Below are 24,859 nucleotides of genomic sequence, written 5' to 3'. Positions count from 1 at the left end.
ATGGGAATAAATGATACTGAGTTTTCACCTGTTTACTGGACTTTGTATACAAGTAATAACTGGAGTCTGCACATGGCAGCGACGCGGCAAGGACTTTGCTTTGTAGGTTCCAACCATTCATCGATCGATGAACTGAAGCAGTGGGTACAGGTGCGCAGAATGGGTGCCCCTCTTATTCAAGATAACAAACGACTTGAGCCCTATGTTCAAGAGCTTCATGAATATTTAATGGGAGAACGTCAGACTTTTAGTCTGCCAATCGATGTTACAGGAACATCCTTTCAAATGTTAGTCTGGCAAGCACTAACCCAAATCCCATATGGAATAACACAATCCTATTCGGATATTGCGAGTCACATACAGAAACCTGCGTCGGTAAGAGCGGTAGGAACAGCTATTGGAGCAAATCCGCTATTAATCACAGTACCTTGTCATCGAGTTATTGGGAAAAATGGTTCGCTTACCGGTTATCGAGGCGGGCTGGATATGAAAACAAGACTTCTGAACCTCGAACAGCTTAATTCTGTAACAGCTAAAGGTGAATCTAAAGAGATTAATTCGCTGTAAAAGATATAATATTCATGAGACAACAACAGCCTTTAATGCACTATATCGTGCTAGAGGGCTGTTTCTTTTGTCATTTTATCGTGTTCATATTCTATTGTTCTACATAACCTCTTCTCTGATATCATATAGACAGGAACTATAGGTTTAATTAAGGAGGTTAACAAGATGATTACACCTACAGCGATGCTTCCTTTGGGGGATTCAGCGGTACTTATTCAGTTCGGTGATGCCATAAATCGTTCAGTGCACTTGAAGGTTCAGGCTACCACTCAGAATATCGAAGACCACCCGTTTCCTGGGTTTATTGAATGCGTTCCATCTTTTACGACAGTTACTGTTCTTTATGATCTCTTCGATATTCAAAAAAATGATGAATCTATATCCGTATTTGAATATGTCTGTAAGTTGCTGAGTGAAAGGTTAGACAGGATCGACCTTCAAGCGGAGAAAGAACCCGTAATTGTTGAAATCCCTGTATGTTACGGGGGAGACTATGGTCCTGATTTGGAAGCTGTAGCGGCTATAAACGGATTAACACCGAAACAGGTGATAGAGATACATAGTGGTCAGGATTATCTGATTTATGCCATTGGATTTGCTCCTGGATTCCCCTATGTAGGTGGGGTACCGGAGGCAATTGCTACCCCAAGAAAAACAACACCCCGATTTAAGGTTCCCGCAAGCTCTGTTGGAATCGCAGGTAATCAGACGGGAATTTATCCGATAGAAACGCCAGGTGGCTGGCAGATCATAGGACGTACACCACTCTCGTTGTTCCAGCCTGAGCGTTATCCGCCTATACTGTTAGAAGGTGGTCAACATATTCGGTTTCGGCCGATTGAGGAGAGGGAGTTCGAACTTCTGAAGGGTGATGAAAGATGAGTATAGTTATCACGAAACCTGGATTGCTGGCCACAGTTCAGGATTTAGGGAGAACACATTATGGCAAATACGGGGTTATAGTGTCTGGCGCGATGGATAACTTTTCTCACCGAGCTGCGAACTGGCTAGTTGGGAATATAGATCAGGAAGCTACCCTTGAAATAACATGGAGTGGGTTTGCGGCCCATTTTGAGGCAGATCATTGGATTGCTATTACAGGGGGAAACCTTACACCTCAATTGGATGGTATAGATGTTCCGATGTGGCGTTCTGTATTCGTGCGTAGTGGCAGTATGCTTACCTTTAATAAACCTGTTATCGGTTGTCGATCATACATAGCGATATCAGGCGGTTTAGCTGTTAGAGAAATGATGGGGAGCTATAGTACATATATTCGAGCGGGAATAGGCGGCTATCAGGGTAGAACTCTGAGGGCTGGGGATGAGATATCGGTGAAACAGGGTTGGTTCACGAAACGACCAGATCGCATGGATGAACAAGCGCCATTTTTTTCGGTAAAATGGTCTATCCCTCAAGCACAAATTCCATCCTATCATAATCATCCAGTTGTCCGAGTGATACGTGGGAATCAATTTGATGATTTTAATGATATAAGCCGGGAAGCTCTATTTAAAGAAAGATTTATAGTAACACCGCAATCAGACCGAATGGGTTATCGGATTTCGGGAACGACTCTTACTTTGAAATCTCCAAAGGAATACATATCTGAAGCTGTAACGATGGGAACGATTCAAGTCCCTGCAGATGGACAGCCCATTATATTGATGGCAGATCGACAGACTCATGGTGGATATCCGAAAATCGCACAAACGGCAAGTATTGATATTCCTGTTGTTGCACAAATTCCCCCGGGCGGTTCAATCCGATTCTGTGAGATATCACAACGTGAAGCAGAACAGGCTTTTATCAACTGGAGGCGTGAAATTCGTCTACTTGCAATGATCATTCAACAAAAGTTAAAGGAGGAGTTTCATGCTGGAAATTGATCTTAATTGTGATATGGGTGAGAGTTTTGGAGTATATCACTTGGGAGCAGATGCAGTTCTACTAGAACACGTTACCTCAGCTAATATTGCATGCGGATTTCATGCAGGAGATCCATCCGTCATGCGTTCAACCGTGAAGCTAGCTTTGCAACAAGGGGCTGCGATCGGTGCACATCCTGGATTGCCCGATTTGGCTGGGTTTGGGAGAAGAAATATGGATATTTCGCCCGATGAAGCTTTTGATATGGTAACCTATCAGATTGGCGCCCTACAGATGTTCGTTAAGCAAGAAGGGGGTGTGCTTCACCACGTGAAGCCCCATGGTGCTCTGTACAATATGGCAGCTACCTCAAAAGCTCTAGCGGATGCTATAGCAGCAGCTATCTACGCTATTGATTCAAATCTTATTCTCTATGGCTTGTCAGGTAGTGCAATGATAGAAGCGGGAGAACAGATTGGGCTACGCACGGCAAGCGAAGTGTTCGCCGATCGTACGTATCAAGATGATGGAACGTTAACACCGAGACGAATGTCAGGTTCATTAATCACAGATACAGATCATGCGGTGCAACAAGTTCTGGGAATGGTGAAGGACGGTTACGTTAAATCTATTTCAGGAAAATCAGTCCCTATTCAAGCGGACACGGTATGTATTCATGGAGATGGTGCTCATGCAGTCATGTTTGCACAACAGCTCCGGTCTCGTCTTTTGGACGAAGGAATCATTATACAAGCGGTTGGTAAGGTGAAATAAAAACATCGATTAGCTTTCTAGGGGGACCTACTCATGAAAATATTGATATCAGGTTTTGAGCCTTTTGGTGGTAGTAAGATGAATCCCACAGAGCAATTAATACAGGATATAGTTCATGTATCATTTGAAGGCGTTGAGATAAAAACATTGCTTCTTCCCGTTTATTTTGATGAGTGTGCTGACCTCATCTTGCAAGAGATTCAGTCATTCGAACCAGATGCAGTTATAGCATGTGGAGTTGCAGCAGGTCGAACGGCTATTACACCTGAGCGCATTGCTATCAATATCAAGGATATTGCACCGGATTCACCTTATCCAGATAACAGAGGTGTAAGACCACAGGATGAGCCCATTCATCCAGATCATCCGGATGGTCTGTTTACAAATCTGCCGATTCGTAAGATGGTTGAACGACTCCGGGATCAGGGGATACCTGCCTTGATATCTAATTCGGCGGGGACTTATATTTGTAATAACACGATGTATGCGTTGCTCGATCACATGCGTATAAATCAGGTACCGAAACTAGGCGGATTTATTCATTTTCCAGCTTCTATTGAGATGGCTACAGACAAGCCTTCAATGCCCACAATGCATCAAGATACGATGTTAAAAGGGCTTCAAATCATCATTCAAACCACGATAGATGAATTAATGAAGGATAAGATCTACTAAACTATTATAAAAATTCCATGGATTTTTTCGCCCATTCCTACTACAATTATATAGTTTGATTAATGTAATATTGGAAATGGGGAATACAATCATGGCTATACGCAGTAAAGAAGAGGTTATCGAATTTTTGTCGCGTGCTGAAGTAGCTGCTATCGGTACCTCGAATATGGGATCTCCGCGGCAGCGAATGATGCATTTCGCGGTGGACGCGCATTTTAATATTTATGTGACAAGTATGAAGGGTGACCCGAAGGTTATCCAGTGGAGTAACATCCCTGAGACTGCACTGCTTATCCATCAAGGCGAAGAGTTCTTAAAGATGGAAGAATGCGAAATTATCGGCCGGGCGGAAGTGCTGAAAGACGAAGGAGAACGTGATATTGCGGCTCAGCTGCTGAAGACGAGATCGCCAATCGTTGCTCAGTTTACAGAAATCGGAGCTCTGGATAAACTTGAATTCATTCGAATCTGTCCTTTCATAGTGAAATATCGCTTTGTTCCTGAAATCTTGCAGGGTGAACCACCTACGGTATTTGACTTTAGCGAGAACCGTGAATCATTCAGCGTATGGGATGATGTTCGTGCTAAAGCACGTGCATGGAAAGAGGCGGTAAGGCCGTTATCACTTACAGCTACGTTAGTTCCGATTCTTCTTGGCGGAGCTCTTGCACTGTCGAGTGTTCATCATTTGAATGTTGGCATTTTTCTGATTACATTGATCGGGGCAATTATGATTCAAGCTGGAACGAATATGATAAACGACTGGAAGGATGCGGAGCGAGACAGTGAAAACAGTGCTGGAATGCGGCCATTCACAGGTGGATCACGAATGATTCAGCTTGGGCTGATATCCAGATCGGATATGGGGTTCTTCGGTTTGCTAATAACCGTTATTGCTACTCTAATCGGTATTTACTTAGTATTCGTTAGCGGATGGGGACTGATTCCACTCATTCTCTATGGGATCATTGCCGGGGTGTTCTATACTAGCGAGAAGGGTAAGTTCTCCTTCATTAATATGGCGCCAGGCATTGCTGAAGTATTAATTGCTACGACATATGGTGTGTTTATGACAATGGGTGCTTTCTATGTACAGACTGGAGCTTATTCCCTTCAAGCATTCTTAATTTCATTACCTGTTGCATTTTTTATATCTAATGTACTTTTGATCAACCAGTTTCCAGATGCAGAATCAGATGCGAAGACGGGAAAGAACACACTTGTTGTACGTGTTGGTAAGAAAAAAGCTAGAAATATTCTGATATCCTGTTTCGTCGCTGGATATATCATTATCGGGATCTTGCCGGTTCTAGGGGTTGCGCCATTTACATTATACTTTGCTTTCTTGTCCGTACCATTCGCGCTTCAAGCGATTCGTTATGCATGGAGTAATTATGATAAAAATGCCGCAGATATCATTCCGAGTAATGCACATACGGCAATAAATCATCTTTTTAACGGTTTACTATTAGTATTTGCATTTCTATTAACCGAATTGGACTTAGTGATTCCAATTGTATATCTTGCAGCATCTCTGCTGTTTATCTTCTGGGTATGGAATTACATTGAAAGACAACGGAGAGTTATGAATGATTTCCGGAACGCTTTTAAAAACTAATGTAGCTTGTAAAAAAAGAAGTCGCTCTTCATTGAGCGACTTCTTTATGTATGATCAGTTTATTTGTTTAGTTTCACAATAATTGCATTACTGATCTGGCGACCAGGAGCCGTTAGGTATGAACCATTGTAATAAAGCCCACTCGAAGCACCACCGTCAAGATTCATCGCTTGGTAGGCGCCGGCCTGTTTCATGATCTCAGCCAGTTGAGGAATCGTTGCGCCACCGGTTGTTAATAGAATAAGTTTATGATCCTTCGTTATACCAAGAGCGCTTCTTGCTCCACCACCGGTTAGGATCTTAGGGTCTTTAAAGCCTTCCTTCTTCACATCCAGTGACACTTTTCCATTCACAATCAACCGTGGTCCGGCTTGTATTGCACCTGTAGATTTGCCTTGTAAGAAATGATCTTTGAAATCCAGACCAGGGACTAATTGAGTTAGGTTGTTAGAATCAAAGGTGAATACGGTGCGCTTGTCCGCAGGGCTATCTTTTAGAAGCTTTCCTTTACCTACAATATAGCCATATGGAGCTTTGTAAGAGCCAGATGTATAAGCATCGAAGAATGTACCATTCATGGCGACCACAGCATTATTACGTTTAGCTATACTACGTAAATCTTCAACTTTACCGACTTGATTACCTGCTAGAGCGACATCCAGTTCCACATTAGGATGAAGTAGAGAGATTGTGACCGTCTGTGCACTGAAGGTGCGAGACCCTACTTTAAAGGATTTTCGAGCTGTGATGATCGGTTTACCGTTCGCTGCTGCAATCGAACTCCCGGAAAGAACAGGGAGAGAAGCTGCGATATCTCCCTCGATAATGACAACAGAAGAAGTATCCTTATTCCATGTGATCTTAAGACTTAGATACTGGCTGACAAATTGAAGTGGGACATATGTATTACCTGCCTCTTTGAAGGGGGCTCCTTTAATAGCAACTTTCTTGCCATTGACATAAGCTGTTTTTGAACCGAGATAAAGGGAAAGTTTGGTGTCTTTCTTTGTAATATCAATTTTTTTCTGAGCAGAAGTATATTGAACCTTGATTCCATCATAGCCCTTCAGGACTCCGACTGGAATGAAAGATTGGCTGCTCTGATTCGTAAAAGCTAACATTTTAGGTGCACTCGCGGCACCATAGAGTGGTGTAACAAAGGTGAGCATGGCTAATAGGACTAAAGCGGTAATTCTTTTCATGTGTGAAATAATCTCCTTTATGTATATGTATCACGTAACAACGTGTGTATAAGATTTATCGGTAATATTTTGAAAAAATGTAGATTGATCCGGTATAAAGTTCTATTTCCTATCACGACTTTCTACCTATTTTTTATCATAAAGGTAACAATCGATGAGATTAATGTCGATAAACTGGTATAGTACTGGAAAATACCTGTGTAACAGAGGAACAAAGGAGAGAAATGAATGATTGCTAACAGGAGAACAACCAAGTTATCTCTAGTTATTGTGATGATGTTGGCTATGGTGTTTCCAACCAGTGTATTCGCTGCGAATGGGGATTTAACATCGATCACGTTTGACACGGAAGAGAGTGAGATTCATCTTACAGTTACGGAAACGACCAGACAGCTTCGTGTGCTGGCAAATATCGAAGGTTCTAGCACCAAGAAAGATGTGACAAATGAGGCAACGTGGACGTCATCTAGCACTAAAATCGTTAAAGTTGATGGAGGTCTTCTAACTCCGCTTGACAAAGGTACGGCAACGATTACTGCGAAGTACAAAGGCTCCATTGCGACTATTAAAGTTGTATCTAAATATGCGGCTGAAGAGTTCAAGATCGACCAAGCAGCTGAGGTGGAGTACAAGCTTGGTACCGAAGGCCTTTCTGTAAAAGCGCTGGCTGACGGCACGAATGATGTGAGTACAGAAGCCAAATGGACTTCTTCTGATGAAGCTGTCGTCACTGTTGATAAAGGACAGTTGAAGCTGATCGGAAGAGGTAGTGCAACGATAACGGCTACTTATAAAGGTCTTAGTGCTTCTTTTAAAGTAAAAGTCATCTCACCTTATGAGAAACTAGTAATCTCTCCAAGTGCGGATCAAGAGCTTCTTGTAGGCGATAATGCTGTAGAGCTTAAGGTATACGCTAAAACTTCGGAATCAGAAACGGGTTTAGGTACGCTAGTAACAGATAAAGCGGAACTTAAGTCTTCCGATAACGCTGTTGCCAAGATTGTAGATGGTAAGCTGGAGCCTGTTGCATTGGGTAAGGCAACGATTACTGCTACCTACTTGGGAACTACGGCAACGATCGATGTTTACGTTAGAAATCCTTACGAAGCGTTGATCTTGGATCAGACAGATTTCGTTAAGAATCCGCTTATGTTTTTAAATGACACAACAACAATTAAGACTTCTGTTCGTAATGCAGCGACAAAGTCTGAGCCCGTAGTAGCAACCTGGACTTCATCCAATCCGCTAGCAGTAACTGTGGATGGAGGTAAGATCACAGCAAGAGCGACGGGAACTTCAACAATTAAAGTATCCTATCGCGGCATTTCGAAAGAATTCCGGGTGACGGTGTTCCCAAGCGTTAAGGAATTTACCGTTGAAGAGAAGGAGATCAAACTACTTAAAGGCGATTCTCAATCCGTACCTAAGGTAACAGGGATACTTCTGGATGATGAGAAACAGGATTTCACAAAATCAGTGGAGTGGACAACTAGTGACGATACCGTCGTTACTGTGGATGAAGGGAAGATGAACGCTAAGGCCGAAGGTAAAGCTATTCTAACGGGTAAAATCGGCAATAAGCAAGTTGCTGAGGTAACGGTTATCGTAGATGAGAAAGTACTTGTTCTCTTACCTTCTATAGAGAATTATGTAATTGTAACTGGTAAAGCGGCTGAATTGCCTAAAGTTACAGCAGTGCTCGAGAATGGTGAAGAAGAGGATGTAACGAGCAAAGTAGAATGGTCATTAACTGGTACAGCAGCTGTCATTAAGGATACTGAAATCAAGGGACTGGTAAGGGGTTCTACGGTACTGAAAGGTACTTATCTGAATCAAAGTATCAAAATCCCTGTTTCCGTTGAGCAAGAAGTCGTGAAAATTGTTGTTGACCCTGAGACGATCGAACTGAACCTTAAGAGAACGAAGTCTATTAAGGCAACAGGTTATTATGCGAATGGAAAGACCGTATCCCTGTCTACGAAGATTGACTGGGTCTCCTCAGACACATCTGTAGCCACTGTAACTAGATCTTCCATCAAGTCCGTTGGTGAAGGGACAGCAACGATCAGTGGTTCTTATCAGGAGATTCAAGTAAGTCTGAAAGTGAATGTGGTTCCGAAATTGATGAAGGTGGCTGCTAACGAGAAAAAGTTGAATTTATCGCCTGGTGATATCAAGACTTTAGTATTGACAGCAACTTACGACACTGGAAAGACAAGCAATGTTACTAGTAATGCTGAATGGACAAGCAGTAATCCTTCCGTAGCTAAAGTTTCCGAAGGCAGAATTGAGGTACTCGCAAAAGGAACTTCCCGGATCAAAGCAAAGGTAGGTACGAAGACAGTTACTGTGACGGTGTCTGTAAAATAAAACAACGAAAAAAGCCGCTTCCTTTCATAGGATGCGGCTTTTTGCTTGAAATATTAGCTATATAAAATTTATGTTGCCTATATAAGTAAGTGATTATATAATTACGAACGGACTATCATGTCAGATAGCTTAATTTTACGCGGAGGTTACTGCATTGAACTCATTTAATCTTGCCGGGTTGATTTTTATAGTGACACTGGTACTCGTTATTTGGCAGCCCAGAAACCTATCTATTGGTTGGTCTGCTTGCGGCGGAGCAGCGGTTGCACTAATCGCTGGCGTGGTTGACTTTCAAGATGTATGGGATGTAACACAAATAGTATGGAATGCCACCTTAACTTTTGTTGCTATTATTCTGATTTCATTAATTCTTGACAAGATTGGCTTTTTCGAATGGGCAGCTTTACATATGGCTCATGCAGCCAAAGGCAATGGTGTACGAATGTTTATTTACATATCACTTCTGGGTGCGGTAGTCTCTGCATTTTTTGCGAATGATGGAGCAGCCTTGATTCTGACCCCGATCGTGCTTGCTATGGTGCGTGCTCTTCAATTCGATGAGAAAAAACTATTTCCGTTCATTATTGCAAGCGGCTTTATTGCCGATACGACTTCACTACCGCTTGTTGTAAGCAATCTGGTGAACATTGTGTCTGCAGATTTCTTTGGCATCAGTTTCATGGAATACGCAGGCCATATGATTGTTCCTAACTTGTTTTCTTTAGGCGCAAGTATATTAGTTCTATATGTATTCTTTCGAAAGAGTATTCCGAGTCGGTATGATGGGAGTCAGCTAAAAGAACCATCCAGTGTTATTCTGGATAAAAAGATGTTTCGAATGTCCTGGATTGTCCTCATACTGCTTCTCATCGGTTATTTTATCAGTGAGTATTTTGATATCCCTGTCTCCGTTGTAGCGATCATAGTTACGATCTTCTTCCTTCTGATGGCACGAAAAAGCCCTGCTGTTCAAACGAATGAAGTGATCAAGGGGGCACCTTGGACAATTGTATTCTTTTCTATAGGTATGTATGTTGTCGTATATGGCCTGCGGAACGCAGGATTAACGGATTCCCTTACTGATTTACTACAGGCTGCAGCTAACCAAGGTATGTTTATAGCTACAATGAGTATGGGCTTTATAGCGGCTATTCTGTCTTCGGTAATGAACAATCTACCAACGGTGATGATTGATGCGCTTGCTATTGATGCGACACATACCTCAGCGTCAATTCGGGAAGCTTTAATCTATGCCAATGTAATCGGATCAGATCTGGGTCCGAAGATTACGCCAATTGGATCTCTTGCCACCTTATTGTGGCTCCACGTTCTTTCCAATAAAGGATTGAAGATAGGATGGGGCGCTTATTTTAAAATAGGTGTGATACTGACTGTCCCAACCCTGTTTATCACGCTGCTAGGATTATATTTATGGCTAAATATTTGGTAACCATGAGGTGGATTATATTTAATGCAAAAAAGACATTCTAAAGTTATCATAGTTGTTGTCGTTTTCTTGACCATCACTTCAATCATGATATCAATTAACAGCTTAAGTAGTAAGAAGGAAGTTAAGGCTAGATCGGATTATTATGCTAGCTTCGTTTCAAGTGTACAGACGTTAGATAGGACGCTTTCTCCAACAAATGGGGCAAAACTTGATGATGTTTCGCAAATGTTTGATGTGTACACAATCATTATTTTTGTGAATGACCGATTAACTCAACTTAAAGAAAATACTAAAAGTTTTAGTGAGTTGGATGAATTAGTAAATGATTTTATGATATTTAGGCATCGTTATGAATCTCTTGTTAGACAACAAATTATTAGTGATGATGTTGATCCCGAAGTGCTGTTAAAAGTGGTCGACCAGATCAAATTATTTCTAAGTGTTTTACCTAAAGAATACGAGAATTCTAAGAGGTTTTCTAATCAACTAAATGCAGCTGATCAGCATATTAAACCCTTATTAGACATCTCGATTTAATTATAACTTTGTTCGACAAATAGAAAACGTTTAGTGTTAATGTGGTCTAGTACTTTTTTTCTAAAGTGGCTATCTGAATGGAAAAAGAAACCGTCCCTCGGTAATAATTGAGGTACGGTTTCTTTTTTTGATGCCAAAATGGTGCATGCCTTAGACCAACGCCATTTTACAGCCTAGGTGTTTTTTTTAATATATCTTTTTGAAATAATCATGTTTGATCACTGATACCTTTGCAGTAAGTTAATCATTCGTTTGACAAATATTTGAGCGGCTTTAGACGATTGGTTATCTAAGGATGAGACTGACCACAGGTAGGGTATTTCGTGATGAGACATCTCTAGTGGTATAGGGAGGACATCACCTTGATCTACGAGCGGGTTCGCACGAAACGAATAATCCGTTCCTAACGTGACTGCTATATTTTCGTTAACTGCTTTCATAATAGATTCGATATTATTGCTAGTGAATAGGACATCAACAGAATCACCTAAATGCTCCACGTAATCGATGATATAAGGATCGTTATACAATACGAACTGGCTTAAGTGCAGGTCTTTGACCGTGACACTTTTCAAGGATGCAAGCGGGGAGTGTTTACTTACTCCAAGTGCTAATTGACCGTTCACAAGTTGTTCGAAGTGCAAACCTCGATGCTTAAGCATCATCTCCTCGCTAAACAGAACGAACCCTACATCACTCCGACCTGACCTAACATCATCTAATACTGTAGTCGTACCTTGTTCAGAAATATGGAGACGAATACTTGGAAATTCTTTGCGTAAGCCCGTTAATACATCGATAAGAATGGATGTTGGACCAGGGATTGTAGAGATACGCAGCTTCGCTTCATTCATTTCTTTATAGCTATTCGCTTCAGAAATTAACTCGTCCAATTGATTTAATATAAGATTCGCTTTACTTATGATCATTTTTCCTTCATGTGTTGGAACGGCACCGCTGCGTGAGCGGGTGAATATTTTGATTCCTAATTCAGCTTCCAGTTGTGAAACTGCACGACTGATGCCAGTAACCGTAACATGACATGACTGAGCTGCTTGGGTAAAAGAGCCACTACTCGCGACTCGCCTAACATATTTCAGTTGTTCAATATTCATGAAGATTCCTCTTTCACTATACTTGTAGTTAAGTTAATCCTTCATTCTATTTATTTCCTGAATATTTAGTATAGTTTCCTTCATGTGCATGGTCAAATTTAGTAGCTTCCAAGATATGACTATTCGACTTACTGAACTCAAAGTTGAGTCATGTGTACTTTTAGTACATTTTATGGAGCAATTAACATATGTTACTGTTATTTTAAGAGATTATATAAAACTCAAAATTATAATATACGCATGATATTGGAGAGAGGTGCTGCACTTCATTCAATGGCTAAGTAAGCCATTGGATCCTAAAAACGATAGTCATTCACGTGAGAAATAAAGGAGGAGATTAATCATGTCAATCAATCAGAGATTTCAAATTCCGCAACCCAAGACGTATGGTCCTTTAGGAAATTTACCATTATTAGATACGGAAAAGCCTATTCAATCCTTGACAAAACTTGCCTATGATCTAGGTCCCATATTTCGGATGCAGTATCCAAAAGGGCGGAACGATGTTTATATTTCAAGCGAGGAACTTGTGGCAGATGCTTGTGATGAAGACCGTTTTGACAAGAGAGTATGGGCGCCACTTCAAAAAGTACGTTCATTTGGTGGAGATGGTCTATTTACCAGCTGGACGGAAGAGCCAAACTGGCAAAAAGCACATAACATCCTCATCCCCAGCTTTAGTCAAAGAGCGATGCAGGGCTATCATTCGATGATGGTAGACATAGGCGTTCAGCTAGTTCAAAAGTGGACCCGTTTGAATCCGGATGAAAGTGTCAATGTACCAGAAGACATGACCAGGCTTACGCTGGATACGATCGGGCTATGCGGATTTAATTACCGCTTTAATAGTTTTTATCGTGAACAGCCCCATCCGTTCATAACAAGCATGGTTAGGGCGCTTGATGAAGCGATGAGCCAATTAAGTCGGCTTGGAATTCAAGATAAGCTGATGGTAATGACCAAACGGCAGTTTACTCAAGATGTTGAAACGATGTTCTCCTTAGTGGATCAAATCATTTCTGAACGTAAATCAGGTGAAGATAAGGGGACAGGGGATTTACTCTCTCGAATGCTATCAAGTAAAGATCCTGAGTCCGGGGAAGGCTTGGATGATGAAAATATACGATATCAGATTATCACTTTTCTAATTGCGGGTCATGAAACTACGAGCGGACTTTTATCCTTTGCGGTTTATTATCTTATGAATAATCCTGAAGTACTGCAAAAAGCCTATGAAGAGGTCGATCGGATTCTGACCGGACCCATCCCAACGTATAAACAAGTTCTCGACCTGAAATACATACGAATGATTCTGAATGAATCATTGCGTCTGTGGCCGACAGCACCGGCATTTTCGGTATATGCCAAAGAAGATACAATGTTAGCAGGTAAGTTTCAGCTGCATAAAGGTGAGAGTGTCAATGTCTTGATTCCTAAACTTCATCGAGATCCGCTAGCATGGGGTGATGATGTAGATGATTTCCGCCCAGAACGCTTCCAAGATCAAAGTAAGGTGCCTGTTCACGCCTATAAACCATTTGGAAACGGTCAAAGAGCTTGCATCGGACAACAGTTCGCTCTACATGAAGCTACCTTGGTATTAGGGATGATCTTGAAGCATTTCGAATTTATCGATCATCATCATTATCAACTAAAGGTGAAGGAAACATTAACGTTGAAACCTGATGATTTTGAAATAAAAGTTCGTGCTCGTGAGCAAAAAGTGATTCAAAATCCACTGCAGTCAAGCGATCCAATTGAAAATCAAAGCTCACAGAAAAACGATGTTATTCAAGGTGTATCGGTGACAGAAGAAAATTCAATACCTCTACTTGTGCTATACGGTTCTAATCTTGGAACAGCTGAGAGTATTGCAAGAGAAATTGCAGATATTGCGAAGCTTCAAGGAATTAAAGCGGAAGCTGCTTCATTAAACAGTCGAATCAACAATCTTCCAACGGAAGGTGCTGTCGTTATTGTTGCCGCATCCTATAATGGTAAGCCTGCTAGTAACGCCAGAGAGTTTGTACAATGGATGGAGCAACTAGAGAAGGGTGAACTAAAAGGGGTAAAATTTGCGGTGTTTGGATGCGGGGATCGGACTTGGTCAACTACGTATCAGGCAGTACCTAGAATGATAGACGAGTTACTGGAGAAGAAGGGAGCTGACCGAATCTCGAAGCGGGGCGAGGGGGATGCCAGTGGGGATTTCGAATCGCATCTAGATGCGTGGAAAAGCCAATTGTGGACAGATCTGATAAAAGAGTTTGATCTATCCCTAAATCAAGAGGCGGAATTAGAAAGAAACTCACTCAATGTAAAGTTTGTTCATGGTGTAGCCGGAGCTCCGCTTGCACAAGCCTATGACGCTTTCAATGCTACAATCACAGAGAATCGTGGGCTTCAACGACCTGAAAGCGACCGCCGTACCACTCATATTGAGATTGCACTTTCCGAAGGGATAACCTATGAAGAAGGCGATCATCTTGGCGTTTTGCCTGCGAATAGTCACTTGAATGTGGAGCGGATTTTGAATCGTTTTAATTTAAACGGAAATGAATTGCTAGTTCTCTCGTCCAGTGGTCGGAGTGAAGCTCACCTTCCTCTGGAACGCCCAGTAAGCTTATATGATTTGCTTAGTCATAGTGTTGAGGTACAAGAATCAGCTAGCCGTGCCCAAATACGAGAGCTTGCAGCTTATACAACGTGTCCTCCGCATAAGCGAGAATTGGAAGCACTTCTTGAGGAAACGGTCTATACAAGTCAGGTTCTGAATAAACGCTTGAGTATGCTAGACCTACTTGAGCAATACGAGGCTTGTGAAATGCCATTTGAGCGGTTCTTAGCGTTGCTTCCGCCATTAAAACCGAGATATTATTCCATCTCAAGCTCCCCTCTTGTTAGTCCGAATACAGCTTCAATTACGGTAGGAGTGGTGCATGGTTCTGCTTGGAAAGGTAGAGGGGAATACTACGGAGTCGCTTCAAACTATCTGACCGATCTCCAACCTGGAGAAGAGATTATGATATTCATTCGAACGCCGGAATCAAGCTTTAGACTGCCGGACAATCCAGAAGTTCCGATTATTATGGTTGGACCGGGAACCGGAGTTGCTCCATTCCGTGGATTTTTACAGTCACGTAGTAGGATGAAGCAGAAGGGTATAGCGGTAGGAGAAGCACATCTGTTTTATGGGTGCCGAAATGATATGGACTACATCTATAGATCTGAGATGGAGCAATTTGAGAAGGATGGACTAGTCGAGCTTCATGTTGCATGTTCTAGACGTGACGGGACACCAAAAACATATGTACAGCACCTGCTAAAAGAACAATCCGAGCACATCATTGATATGTTGGAACGTCAGGGTGGACATCTATATATTTGCGGAGATGGTACAAAGATGGCTCCAGAGGTTGAAGCCACGCTTCAAGAAGCATATAAGACAATACATGGTGTGGAAGATATAGAGGCGGTTAATTGGATGCAACAGCTTCAGGACGAAGGTCGCTTTGCTAAAGACGTCTGGTCCGGAGATTAATGAATTAGGATAGTTACCGTAGTATTTACATGTTGACAAAATTTGAAAAGAGAAGTTATACTTCTATTTGTATTTTTTACTAAGCATTATTAAAAATGCGAGATAATGATTTCATCAACACGAAGAGGCGAGGAGGAAGGATAAATGTTCTTTTTATCTACTGTTTTAGTTCGGAATTTGGGATAGACGGGAGAAGTCTGCCCATTTATGCTATTCCAACCGAAGAACAGTAGACTAAGAGAACGTCATTCTTCCATGACTTTACAGTGTTATATTGTAATGGGCAGGGTGTAAGTTCACCTTGCCCATTTTTTGTATACTAAAATAATAGCAGAGAGACTTCGTTGCTCTATTTCGTTGCTCTATATCGTAGGACGGCGAATTTATTTCTGCTTGAGAAAAATGAATATCGTTCTTTCTATTGCTCTATTCGGTTGGGTTCAGAATTGAAACCTAAAGGAGAGAATAGAGATGAGTATTGTTAATGTACAGCAGCTTACACATACATTTGGTGATAAACAGCTATTTCATGGATTGGATTTCCGGTTATTGCCGGGAGAGCATGCAGGCTTGGTGGGAAGTAATGGGGCTGGGAAATCTACATTTCTTCGGATTTTGACAGAAGAGATTATGCCGGACTCTGGATCTGTCACGTGGCACCCCGGTATTAAAGTTGGGTTCCTACAGCAGCACCAGGATTTGAAGGCTGGAACTACTGTGATAGAAGCCCTGCAAGACGTATTCCGTCATCTATATGATCAGGAACGTCAAATGCTAGCTGCAGCTGAACGGATGGCTTCTAGCTCAGAAGATTTGGAGACTCTTTTAACCCAGTACGGTCAACTTCAAAATAATTTAGAGATTAGCGGTTTTTATCAATTGGATATACAAATTCAAGAAGTAGCAGCTGGATTAGGCATACTAGATCTGGGTGTGGAGCGGGATGTAAGTGAACTGAGTGGTGGTCAGCGTACAAAGCTGTTGCTAGGTAAGCTATTACTCGCTCAGCCCGAAGTCCTTCTGCTAGATGAACCGACAAATTATCTCGATGATGTTCATATCGAGTGGCTTATTTCTTATCTTAAGCGTTATGAGTCAGCTTACCTCGTTGTATCCCATGACGAATCGTTCATGAATGAAGTGACGAGTACGATATTTCACTTAGAGCACCAGGTTATCAAACGTTATTCAGGTAACTATGATGCTTTTAAAACTCGTTATGAACTTAATCGACAGCAGCTTCAACAAGCCTATGTCCGGCAGCAAAAAGAAATTGATAGGCTCGAAAACTTCGTGCAGAAGAACCGAAATCGTAATGCAAAGCAAGCGAAAAGCCGGGAAAAAGTATTGTCGAAAATGCAGCGCATTGAACTTCAAAAGACTGCCCCAATACCTCGTTTCAAGTTTTCGGTACATCTTGAGCCTGTAAACAAGGTTATAGAGGCACAGCAGATTCATATCGGTTACAGCAAATCTTTATTTGGACCTAAGGATCTACTAGTAAAACGAGGAGAAAAGATTGCAGTTACTGGTCATAATGGCATCGGAAAATCTACAATGTTAAAAACATTACTTGGCGACATTTCCCCGCTTAGTGGTTCAATACAGATCGGTGACGGAGTTAAGGCAGGATATTTTGCACAGGAATCTGAAACGCCTCAAGAGACTCCTCTAGAGTATTTATGGAGCTTTCGTCCAGATCTGACGCAAAAAGAAATTAGACAGACGCTCGCAAGCGCAGGGTTGACCGATAAGCATATTCGTCGATCCATGTCTCTATTGAGTGGTGGTGAACAAGCCAAGGTCCGGTTGAGTAAATTAATGATTACACCTAGCAATATGCTTATTCTGGATGAACCTACGAATCATCTCGACGTTCAAGCGAAGGCATCATTACAAGGTGCGCTTGAGAAATATGAAGGGACGATAATATTAGTCTCCCATGAGCCTGAATTTTATAAAGATTGGGTAACTGATGTGTGGAATGTACAGGATTGGCATAGAAGCTAATTCAATCTATAATAATATGGTGTAAAATTCCATGGAATGAACAGGAGAGATGTAATGATCAGGTTCAATATACGGAGTGAAGCATTTTGATTAAATGCCGCAGTATTTATTTGATTTTAGCCGGGTTGGTTGTTGTTATCCTAGTGTGTTCAACGATCCTTAAGAAGGAACAGAACACAGCGTACAGCGCTAAAGGCACGTTGGAGAGCGTGACAGGCTCATCGTTATATCAAGTATGGTTCGGTTATAGTACAATACTGCAAAATAAAGAAAGTTCCCTAGACAGAGAACATATTGAAGATCTTTATACCTCGTTATCTGTGATAGAAGCTCACTCTCAAACCGTAGATGAAGCGGTTCATGCACAAGTATTGACACCGATTGCGAAGAATATGAAGCAGATTGCAGATGGAATCAAGAGAAGTTATGCGAAGAATGGGAAATTAACAGAAGACGATCAGGCGAGTTACTCCAAGATGATGAAGCAATCAGAAATGTTAATATCATCACTCTCTAAGGTTTACTACGTTCCCGATTCCTTGGAAGGCGCAGAAGTTACGTTAGACATTAATAAGAATGATGACTATCGTAAACTGCTTGAGTTGAATAAAGAATTGAAACAATATATCGATTCATCGAAATCATGAATGTGAATAAAAATGCGCCCTTCTTCATACACATAGGGTTGACTTTATAAGTCTATTCCGTATAATATCCATTAACTTGAATATTCTGTAAAAAGCTGAGAAGAGAAAGAGTACCATGGTGATTTCTTTAAACAGAGAGCTCCGGTAGCTGAAAAGGAGTAAAGAATATCTGTGGGAATATGGTCTCTGAGCTGCGCTTCGAACCCTATAAGGGAGTAGGCTGCGCCGGAACCCGCACCCGTTAACGTGCTAGGGTATACACGCATTTTTATGCGTCGTACCTGAAGAGGTGAATGTCGCGAGACATTTGTAAAATTGGGTGGTACCACGTGAGCAAAGCTCTCGTCCCTTTGGGATGAGGGCTTTTTTTGTTGCCTAAAAATATAAGGAGGAATCACTTATGACGAACATTTTTATTGGTGGTGCATGGCCGTATGCTAACGGATCGTTACATTTGGGAAGACTAGCGAGTCTACTTCCGGGGGATGTGCTGGCACGTTATTTCCGTGCTAAAGGTGATAACGTACTGTTTGTTTCAGGAAGTGATTGTCACGGCACACCCGTAGCTGTTCAAGCTGCGAAAGAAGGTGTATCACCTTCGGATTATGCGGGCAGATATCATAAGGAATTTCTTGAGTGCTTTGAGAAGTTGGGATTCTCATATGATAAGTACACCCGAACTGATGTGGATTATCACCATAATGTGGTGAAGGAGTTATTCTTAAAGTTGCTCGACAACAAATATTTGTATAGAAAAACAATACAGCAGAATTATTGTGAGACGGATCGTCAGTTTTTGCCGGACCGCTATGTGGAAGGAACTTGTCCGGTTTGCGGACATCGTGCACGTGGAGATCAGTGTGATTTCTGCTCTACCTTGCTAGATCCTTTAGATCTGAGGGATAGATCGTGCAAATTATGCGGATCGACACCAGTAGAACGTCCAACAGAGCATTTCTACATTTCGTTATCTCATTTTCAGAGTCAACTAGAGGATTATCTGTATCGTGAGAAAGGATGGAGGGAGAACGCCAAGCTGTTGACGAGTCGGTATCTTATGGAGGGGCTTAAAGACCGGGCAGTTACAAGGGACTTATCTTGGGGAGTCGATGTTCCAGTGAGCGGTTTCGAGGATAAAAAAATCTATGTTTGGATAGAAGCAGTATGCGGTTATTTATCGGCAAGCAAACAGTGGGCTGATGAGGTTGGTGGAAACTGTGAGTCATTCTGGCTTGAGGGAAAAGGTGATATCGTATCGTATTATGTACACGGCAAAGATAACGTACCTTTTCATACTTTAATATGGCCAGCGATTTTACTGGGAATCGGAGGATTTCATCTCCCTGATAAAATTATTTCCTGTGAATACATGACTCTTGAAGGACAGAAGTTCTCAACCAGTAGGAATTGGGCTGTTTGGGTTCCAGATTTATTAAGGCGGTATGATCCAGATTCGATTCGCTACTTCCTAATAGCTAATGGACCAGAAAAGCGGGATGCTGATTTCTCGTGGAGGGAATTTATACACAGCCACAACGGAGAGTTACTTGGTGCTTATGGTAATTTCGTTAATCGGACATTAGCTTTTATTGAAAAGTCATTTAACGGAGAAATACCAAAAGGTGAAATATCTGAGACATGGCGAAATAACATTGAAGAACTTTACTTGAAAGCAGGGACACTTATTGAAAGCGGTCAACTTAAGGAAGCCCTAGAGTTAATCTTTTCTAGTATTCGCAAGGCAAACAAATACTTTGACGAACAAAAGCCGTGGCTTCAATTGAAGGAGCAACGAGATGCATGCGAACAAACCTTGTATACATGTGTGCAGACGATTGCTAATCTCGCTCAGTTGCTAAACCCGTTTATTCCTTTTTCATGTGAGAAAGTTAGAGGATTTCTGAATTTGAAAGAGCCTACATGGAAGCCTGTGTTTGTATCGTCTCAACAGAGAATAGTCGGGCTTATAATACTGTTTGAACGAATTGATGTTAAGCGGATAGATGAGGAGACAACACTACTGAACAATCAGCTGTCAGAATAGCAATATATCTTGGTCAAAATAATATAAGCCTTTAAGAAGGGTGAGCATCTTTTCCATCGAATACAACATGAAAGAGATATTTGAGAGGAGTTCATCATAATGAACATCGATTTAAAAGATAAACTTGCTTTAATAACGGGAGCAGGGGGACAACTTGGTCGGGTCATGGTGCGGACGCTTGCTGAGTGTGGCGCAGATGTGGTCATTCATTACCGAAGTAGCCGTGAAAAAGCGGATGAACTTCAGAAAGAAGTTCAAGAACTGGGTAGAGAGGCTTTAATCGTTCAAGCAGACATCACGGAGCAATCATCTGTTCTTCAGATGAAGGATGAAGTATTCGCACATTATGGATATCTTCCTCATATTGTTGTTGCTAACGCGGTGGAGCAATATGCTTGGACATCGGTATTGGAGCAATCTCCATCCGATTACGAGAGCCAGTTTAATTCGTGTGTGATGCAGAGTGTGTATCTTGCAAAGGCTTTTGTTCCAGCAATGATTGAACGAAAAGGTGGCCGAATGATTGGCATTAATACGGAATGTTCGATGCAGAACCTCCCATCACAGTCTGCCTATGTAGCTGGAAAGCGCGGCATGGATGGTGTGTACCGGGTGCTCGCAAAAGAGATTGGGGAACATGGGATAACGGTCAACCAAGTGGCACCCGGGTGGACTGTAAGTGATCGAGATCGTGAGAATGGGACAGAGCATAGTGAATCATACGAGTCATCTGTACCCCTACAGAGGAGAGGGACGGATCAGGAAATAGCGAATATGGTTGCATTCCTAGCGTCTGATCTTGCATCTTTTACAACAGGGGCGTATATCCCGGTATGTGGTGGCAATATAATGCCGTCTATATAGTGATAGAACAAGAGATACGATTAATTTCGTATCTTTTGTTATTTTAAAGAAAGAATAAAGATATGTTATAGAATGAATGTTCATGACATAGGAGTCTTGATTTTGGATGAAAGCAATGTTCTGCTATAATATTTGAATACTGCGTTATACAAGATGCAGACATAATAAATGTACATAAATTGAAGTTGGGGGCCGCGCAGATTAGCATGAATAAGTTCTATAAAGTTTGTATTGGTGTCATCTTAGTCTTGATTATTATTTACTTGGGTTCCTTGGTTGATTTCATATTCAAACCAGTACTCGCCTTATTCAGTTTACTCATCATTGTTCCCGTATTGCTGTCAGGCTTCTTCTACTATTTATTGAGGCCGCTGGTTAACTTTCTGGAGAGGAAGAAACTGAATAGATCTTTAGCGATTATTCTACTGTATGTCGTGATTGCTGTTATTTTGACAGGGTTTATACTCGGTGTATGGCCATCTCTAAGCAAACAGATTGATGCTCTGGAGCGGAACGCACCTTATCTGTTTAATGCCCTTGCGAAGCAATTAGAGAAGCTGGAAGATTACCCATTCCTCTCGAGTATTTTCCCTGAGGATAAGAGTATGCTCACGCAAATTACAGAGTATCTTAACAAAGGGTTTGTCTTACTTTCCAACTATATAACGAGTTTATTCTCAGTATTATCGAACTTTGCAATTATCCTCTTCACCTTCCCAATCTTCCTTTACTATATGTTAAAAGAAGGCGGAAAGTTTGGTCAGAAAATTGTTAGCTTTATGCCAAAGCGGTTTCGTGAAGAGGGAACTGAAACGATGAATGATATTGACAAGGCACTTAGTAACTTTATTGTAGGTAGAGTGCTCGTGAACTTGGCACTTGGTGTGCTTATGTATATTGGTTTTATTATCATCGGTCTGCCTTATGCTCTTCTGCTCACCGTCATCGCGGTAATTATGAACTTCATTCCGTTTGTAGGTGCGATCCTTTCGTCAGTACCTATTGTGATTATAGGATTGGTGGAATCACCTTCAGTAGCTATTTGGTCACTTGTAATTATACTTGTGGCTCAGCAAATTCAAGATAATCTCATTGCGCCATACATTTTCGGAAAACAGCTGGATATTCATCCGTTAACGACTATTGTATTAGTATTTGCAGGTGGTGATTTGTTCGGTATTGTCGGGATTATCGTCGTTATTCCTGTATATATGGTAATCAAAATTGTAGTAACACGCGTGTATGCCAGATTTTTCAAAGAGCGATGGGAGAAAGCTTAATCGAATACGAGATATTGATTATTTAACACGTGCAGCTTGTCTGCACGTGTTTTTGCGTTATCTCATGAAGAATTCGTGAAGATGGATTCGTAACTTCCTTAGTCGGGTAATAACTCAGCGAGCTGATGTACTCTTTGCAATAATCAAAACTCACATCGTCGGATGCTCACCTATTTTTGAACTGGAGGTTGAACACAAATGAACAATCGCGAAAATTCAAACAACGAGAACAGAACTAGCAAAGATGAACAACTGGAAGAATTTCGGGTTCATAATGACGGGAAGAAGATGACGACGAATCAAGGGTTAACGGTGTCTGAGGATGAACATTCTCTGAAGGTAGGAGACCGTGGACCTACATTAATGGAAGATTTCCATTTCAGAGAGAAGATGACTCACTTCGACCATGAACGTATACCTGAGCGAATTGTTCACGCTAGAGGTTTCGGGGCACATGGATATTTTCAAGTTTATGAATCGATGAAAGAATATACAAGAGCCAAGTTCCTTCAAGATCCTTCTGTTCAAACACCTGTATTTGTTCGGTTCTCAACCGTAGCAGGTTCCAGAGGTTCAGCGGATACGGTTAGGGACGTAAGAGGCTTTGCTACGAAGTTCTATACAGAAGAAGGTAACTACGACCTAGTCGGAAATAATATGCCTGTATTTTTCATTCAAGATGCGATGAAATTCCCTGATTTCATTCATGCCGTAAAGCCTGAACCGCATAATGAGATACCTCAAGCCCAATCGGCACACGATACATTCTGGGATTTCGTTGCTAACAATACAGAGAGTGCACATATGGTGATGTGGGCTATGTCTGACCGCTCTCTTCCTCGCAGCTTACGAATGATGGAGGGCTTCGGTGTACATACATTCCGCTTTATTAATGAAGTGGGCGAAGCACATTTCGTGAAGTTCCACTGGAAGCCGACACTTGGTACGCATTCTTTGGTATGGGATGAGACACAAAAGCTGGCAGGTAAAGATCCGGACTTTAATCGCCGCGATCTGTGGGACGCCATCGATACGGGTAATTATCCTGAGTTCGAACTAGGGATTCAAATTATTAAAGAAGATGAAGAGTTTAATTTCGACTTTGATATTCTTGATCCAACGAAGCTGTGGCCGGAAGAATTGATTCCAGTTCGCATCATCGGTAAAATGACATTAAATCGAAATACAGATAATTTCTTTGCAGAAACGGAGCAAATTGCCTTCCATCCAGGTCATGTGGTTCCTGGTATTGATTTTACCAATGATCCACTACTTCAAGGACGACTATTCTCATATACGGATACGCAATTGTCAAGACTTGGGGGTCCGAACTTCCACGAGATTCCGATCAACCGACCGATCGTGCCTGTTCATAACAATCAGCGGGACGGTATGCACCGTATGACGATTAATCCAGGGCAGGTAAGCTATCATAAGAATGGTATTGCCAATAATTCTCCACGTCCGGTTCCTGCGGATCAAGGGGGATATGAGCATTATACGGAGAAAGTAGAGGGACGCAAGGTTCGTCAGCGGAGTGAAAGCTTCAAAGACCACTATAGTCAGGCCGCGCTGTTCTGGAACAGCATGTCCGATGTAGAAAAACAACATATTGTATCTGCATTCCAGTTCGAACTTGGGAAGGTACAGAGCAAAGAGATTCGTCAGAATGTAGTAGATATGTTCGCAAATGTGGATGGAGATTTGGCTATTCGTATTTCAGATGGTCTTGGAACGATTCCTCCCGAGGCGAAGGGATCTGCTTCTACGCAGTCATCTCCTGCGTTAAGTATCATGAACACAATCCATACACCGGTCACACGTAAAGTTGCTGTTCTTGTTGGAGATGGTTATCAGGATGAGGCGTTAACAAGTGTGCTTCAAACGTTGATGGAAGCGGGAGTACAAGCTGAAATCGTGAGTCCAAAACTGGGTTATGTTACAAGTGACGGTGTAAACAGACTTGAAGTGAAGCACTCACTTCTCGGCGCAGATTCTGTTTTATTTGATGCAGTACTTGTAGCAGGGGGCAGACAGAGCGTGGATAACCTGCTTACCGAACCTAAGGTCATTGATTTTGTAAAAGAAGCCTATCAACATTTCAAACCCATTGGAGCTATTGGTGAAGGGGCTGAGCTGTTACCGAAAACGGAGGGTCCGGGAATTGTAACTTCTGAAATGAACGGCGATATTCAAAGTTTCGGGAAAAGCTTGCTAGAAGCCATCACAGCGCATAGACATTGGTCAAGAACGGTTTAAAATCAATTTAATATCTATTAGATAAGCTTTCGAATAA

General features: G+C 41.7%; 18 protein-coding genes and 1 other annotated feature. Of the genes, 16 read left to right on the top strand and 2 right to left on the bottom strand.

All coding sequences use genetic code 11. The features are described 5' to 3' along the window. From ACK8P5_RS14520 to ACK8P5_RS14495, 6 genes are all read left to right on the top strand, one after another. The gene (locus ACK8P5_RS14520; RefSeq protein ID WP_422656994.1) at positions 1 to 567 is read left to right on the top strand and encodes a methylated-DNA--[protein]-cysteine S-methyltransferase; all 567 of its coding nucleotides are present in this window, start codon (positions 1 to 3) and stop codon (positions 565 to 567) included. Between the two features lie 165 nt (positions 568 to 732). Further along, positions 733 to 1,449 (top strand): 5-oxoprolinase subunit PxpB, encoded by a 717-nt coding sequence (pxpB, locus tag ACK8P5_RS14515; RefSeq protein WP_422656993.1) that lies wholly within the window; start codon positions 733 to 735, stop codon positions 1,447 to 1,449. After that, positions 1,446 to 2,456, top strand: a complete 1,011-nt coding sequence (locus tag ACK8P5_RS14510; RefSeq protein WP_422656992.1) for a biotin-dependent carboxyltransferase family protein — start codon at positions 1,446 to 1,448, stop codon at positions 2,454 to 2,456. The genes pxpB and ACK8P5_RS14510 overlap by 4 nt, the downstream gene beginning before the upstream one ends. Then, positions 2,443 to 3,210 carry a LamB/YcsF family protein gene (locus tag ACK8P5_RS14505; protein WP_422656991.1) on the top strand — a complete coding sequence of 256 codons (768 nt, stop codon included), beginning with the start codon at positions 2,443 to 2,445 and terminating at the stop codon, positions 3,208 to 3,210. The genes ACK8P5_RS14510 and ACK8P5_RS14505 overlap by 14 nt, the downstream gene beginning before the upstream one ends. A 33-nt stretch (positions 3,211 to 3,243) precedes the next feature. Beyond that, the gene (locus tag ACK8P5_RS14500) at positions 3,244 to 3,885 is read left to right on the top strand and encodes a pyroglutamyl-peptidase I (RefSeq protein WP_422656990.1); all 642 of its coding nucleotides are present in this window, start codon (positions 3,244 to 3,246) and stop codon (positions 3,883 to 3,885) included. Between the two features lie 91 nt (positions 3,886 to 3,976). Beyond that, the gene (locus ACK8P5_RS14495) at positions 3,977 to 5,503 is read left to right on the top strand and encodes a UbiA family prenyltransferase (RefSeq protein ID WP_422656989.1); all 1,527 of its coding nucleotides are present in this window, start codon (positions 3,977 to 3,979) and stop codon (positions 5,501 to 5,503) included. A 59-nt stretch (positions 5,504 to 5,562) separates the two neighbouring features. Here the strand turns inward: ACK8P5_RS14495 and ACK8P5_RS14490 are convergent, their stop codons facing one another. After that, positions 5,563 to 6,705: a phosphodiester glycosidase family protein gene (locus ACK8P5_RS14490; RefSeq protein WP_422656988.1), complete on the bottom strand. Its 1,143-nt coding sequence runs from the start codon at positions 6,703 to 6,705 to the stop codon at positions 5,563 to 5,565. A gap of 228 nt (positions 6,706 to 6,933) precedes the next feature. On the opposite strand from ACK8P5_RS14490, the gene ACK8P5_RS14485 reads away from it, so the two are divergent. From ACK8P5_RS14485 to ACK8P5_RS14475, 3 genes are all read left to right on the top strand, one after another. Beyond that, a complete protein-coding gene (locus ACK8P5_RS14485) occupies positions 6,934 to 9,075 on the top strand; it encodes a hypothetical protein (RefSeq protein ID WP_422656987.1) in 2,142 nt (713 codons plus the stop codon). Between the two features lie 154 nt (positions 9,076 to 9,229). Continuing rightward, positions 9,230 to 10,525 carry an arsenic transporter gene (locus ACK8P5_RS14480; RefSeq protein WP_422656986.1) on the top strand — a complete coding sequence of 432 codons (1,296 nt, stop codon included), beginning with the start codon at positions 9,230 to 9,232 and terminating at the stop codon, positions 10,523 to 10,525. A gap of 21 nt (positions 10,526 to 10,546) precedes the next feature. Next, entirely contained in the window at positions 10,547 to 11,062 is a 516-nt protein-coding gene (locus ACK8P5_RS14475) for a hypothetical protein (protein WP_422656985.1), read from the top strand. A 218-nt stretch (positions 11,063 to 11,280) separates the two neighbouring features. On the opposite strand, the gene ACK8P5_RS14470 is transcribed toward ACK8P5_RS14475, so the two are convergent. Then, positions 11,281 to 12,177: a LysR family transcriptional regulator gene (locus ACK8P5_RS14470; protein ID WP_422656984.1), complete on the bottom strand. Its 897-nt coding sequence runs from the start codon at positions 12,175 to 12,177 to the stop codon at positions 11,281 to 11,283. Positions 12,178 to 12,520: 343 nt separating this feature from the next. Between ACK8P5_RS14470 and ACK8P5_RS14465 the strand changes: the two genes are divergently transcribed. From ACK8P5_RS14465 to ACK8P5_RS14435, 7 genes are all read left to right on the top strand, one after another. Then, positions 12,521 to 15,718 (top strand): bifunctional cytochrome P450/NADPH--P450 reductase, encoded by a 3,198-nt coding sequence (locus tag ACK8P5_RS14465; protein WP_422656983.1) that lies wholly within the window; start codon positions 12,521 to 12,523, stop codon positions 15,716 to 15,718. 471 nt (positions 15,719 to 16,189) lie between these two features. Beyond that, a complete protein-coding gene (locus tag ACK8P5_RS14460; protein WP_422656982.1) occupies positions 16,190 to 17,728 on the top strand; it encodes an ABC-F family ATP-binding cassette domain-containing protein in 1,539 nt (512 codons plus the stop codon). A gap of 86 nt (positions 17,729 to 17,814) precedes the next feature. Then, a complete protein-coding gene (locus tag ACK8P5_RS14455; protein ID WP_422656981.1) occupies positions 17,815 to 18,375 on the top strand; it encodes a hypothetical protein in 561 nt (186 codons plus the stop codon). 88 nt (positions 18,376 to 18,463) lie between these two features. Next, positions 18,464 to 18,728 (top strand) — a binding site (T-box leader). A gap of 47 nt (positions 18,729 to 18,775) precedes the next feature. Beyond that, a complete protein-coding gene (metG, locus tag ACK8P5_RS14450) occupies positions 18,776 to 20,419 on the top strand; it encodes a methionine--tRNA ligase (RefSeq protein ID WP_422656980.1) in 1,644 nt (547 codons plus the stop codon). Positions 20,420 to 20,518: 99 nt separating this feature from the next. Beyond that, positions 20,519 to 21,283, top strand: coding sequence for an SDR family NAD(P)-dependent oxidoreductase (locus ACK8P5_RS14445; RefSeq protein ID WP_422656979.1), 765 nt, complete (start codon positions 20,519 to 20,521; stop codon positions 21,281 to 21,283). A gap of 206 nt (positions 21,284 to 21,489) precedes the next feature. After that, a complete protein-coding gene (locus ACK8P5_RS14440; RefSeq protein ID WP_422656978.1) occupies positions 21,490 to 22,563 on the top strand; it encodes an AI-2E family transporter in 1,074 nt (357 codons plus the stop codon). Between the two features lie 198 nt (positions 22,564 to 22,761). Continuing rightward, positions 22,762 to 24,822, top strand: a complete 2,061-nt coding sequence (locus ACK8P5_RS14435; RefSeq protein ID WP_422656977.1) for a catalase — start codon at positions 22,762 to 22,764, stop codon at positions 24,820 to 24,822. Positions 24,823 to 24,859: the final 37 nt, after the last annotated feature.

It is taken from the genome of Paenibacillus sp. EC2-1 (assembly GCF_049311625.1).
Classification (GTDB): domain Bacteria; phylum Bacillota; class Bacilli; order Paenibacillales; family Paenibacillaceae; genus Paenibacillus_AQ.
The sequence above is the reverse complement of the archived record's forward strand: the minus strand, read 5'-3'. Positions and strand labels throughout refer to the sequence as shown.

Excerpts from the sequence above, each read along its gene's own strand:
- ACK8P5_RS14520 (WP_422656994.1), top strand. The coding sequence starts at position 1 with ATGGGAATAAATGATACTGAGTTTTCACCTGTTTACTGGACTTTGTAT.
- pxpB (WP_422656993.1), top strand. The coding sequence starts at position 733 with ATGATTACACCTACAGCGATGCTTCCTTTGGGGGATTCAGCGGTACTT.
- ACK8P5_RS14510 (WP_422656992.1), top strand. The coding sequence starts at position 1,446 with ATGAGTATAGTTATCACGAAACCTGGATTGCTGGCCACAGTTCAGGAT.
- ACK8P5_RS14505 (WP_422656991.1), top strand. The coding sequence starts at position 2,443 with ATGCTGGAAATTGATCTTAATTGTGATATGGGTGAGAGTTTTGGAGTA.
- ACK8P5_RS14500 (WP_422656990.1), top strand. The coding sequence starts at position 3,244 with ATGAAAATATTGATATCAGGTTTTGAGCCTTTTGGTGGTAGTAAGATG.
- ACK8P5_RS14495 (WP_422656989.1), top strand. The coding sequence starts at position 3,977 with ATGGCTATACGCAGTAAAGAAGAGGTTATCGAATTTTTGTCGCGTGCT.
- ACK8P5_RS14490 (WP_422656988.1), bottom strand. The coding sequence starts at position 6,705 with ATGAAAAGAATTACCGCTTTAGTCCTATTAGCCATGCTCACCTTTGTT.
- ACK8P5_RS14485 (WP_422656987.1), top strand. The coding sequence starts at position 6,934 with ATGATTGCTAACAGGAGAACAACCAAGTTATCTCTAGTTATTGTGATG.
- ACK8P5_RS14475 (WP_422656985.1), top strand. The coding sequence starts at position 10,547 with ATGCAAAAAAGACATTCTAAAGTTATCATAGTTGTTGTCGTTTTCTTG.
- ACK8P5_RS14470 (WP_422656984.1), bottom strand. The coding sequence starts at position 12,177 with ATGAATATTGAACAACTGAAATATGTTAGGCGAGTCGCGAGTAGTGGC.
- ACK8P5_RS14465 (WP_422656983.1), top strand. The coding sequence starts at position 12,521 with ATGTCAATCAATCAGAGATTTCAAATTCCGCAACCCAAGACGTATGGT.
- ACK8P5_RS14460 (WP_422656982.1), top strand. The coding sequence starts at position 16,190 with ATGAGTATTGTTAATGTACAGCAGCTTACACATACATTTGGTGATAAA.
- metG (WP_422656980.1), top strand. The coding sequence starts at position 18,776 with ATGACGAACATTTTTATTGGTGGTGCATGGCCGTATGCTAACGGATCG.
- ACK8P5_RS14445 (WP_422656979.1), top strand. The coding sequence starts at position 20,519 with ATGAACATCGATTTAAAAGATAAACTTGCTTTAATAACGGGAGCAGGG.
- ACK8P5_RS14440 (WP_422656978.1), top strand. The coding sequence starts at position 21,490 with ATGAATAAGTTCTATAAAGTTTGTATTGGTGTCATCTTAGTCTTGATT.
- ACK8P5_RS14435 (WP_422656977.1), top strand. The coding sequence starts at position 22,762 with ATGAACAATCGCGAAAATTCAAACAACGAGAACAGAACTAGCAAAGAT.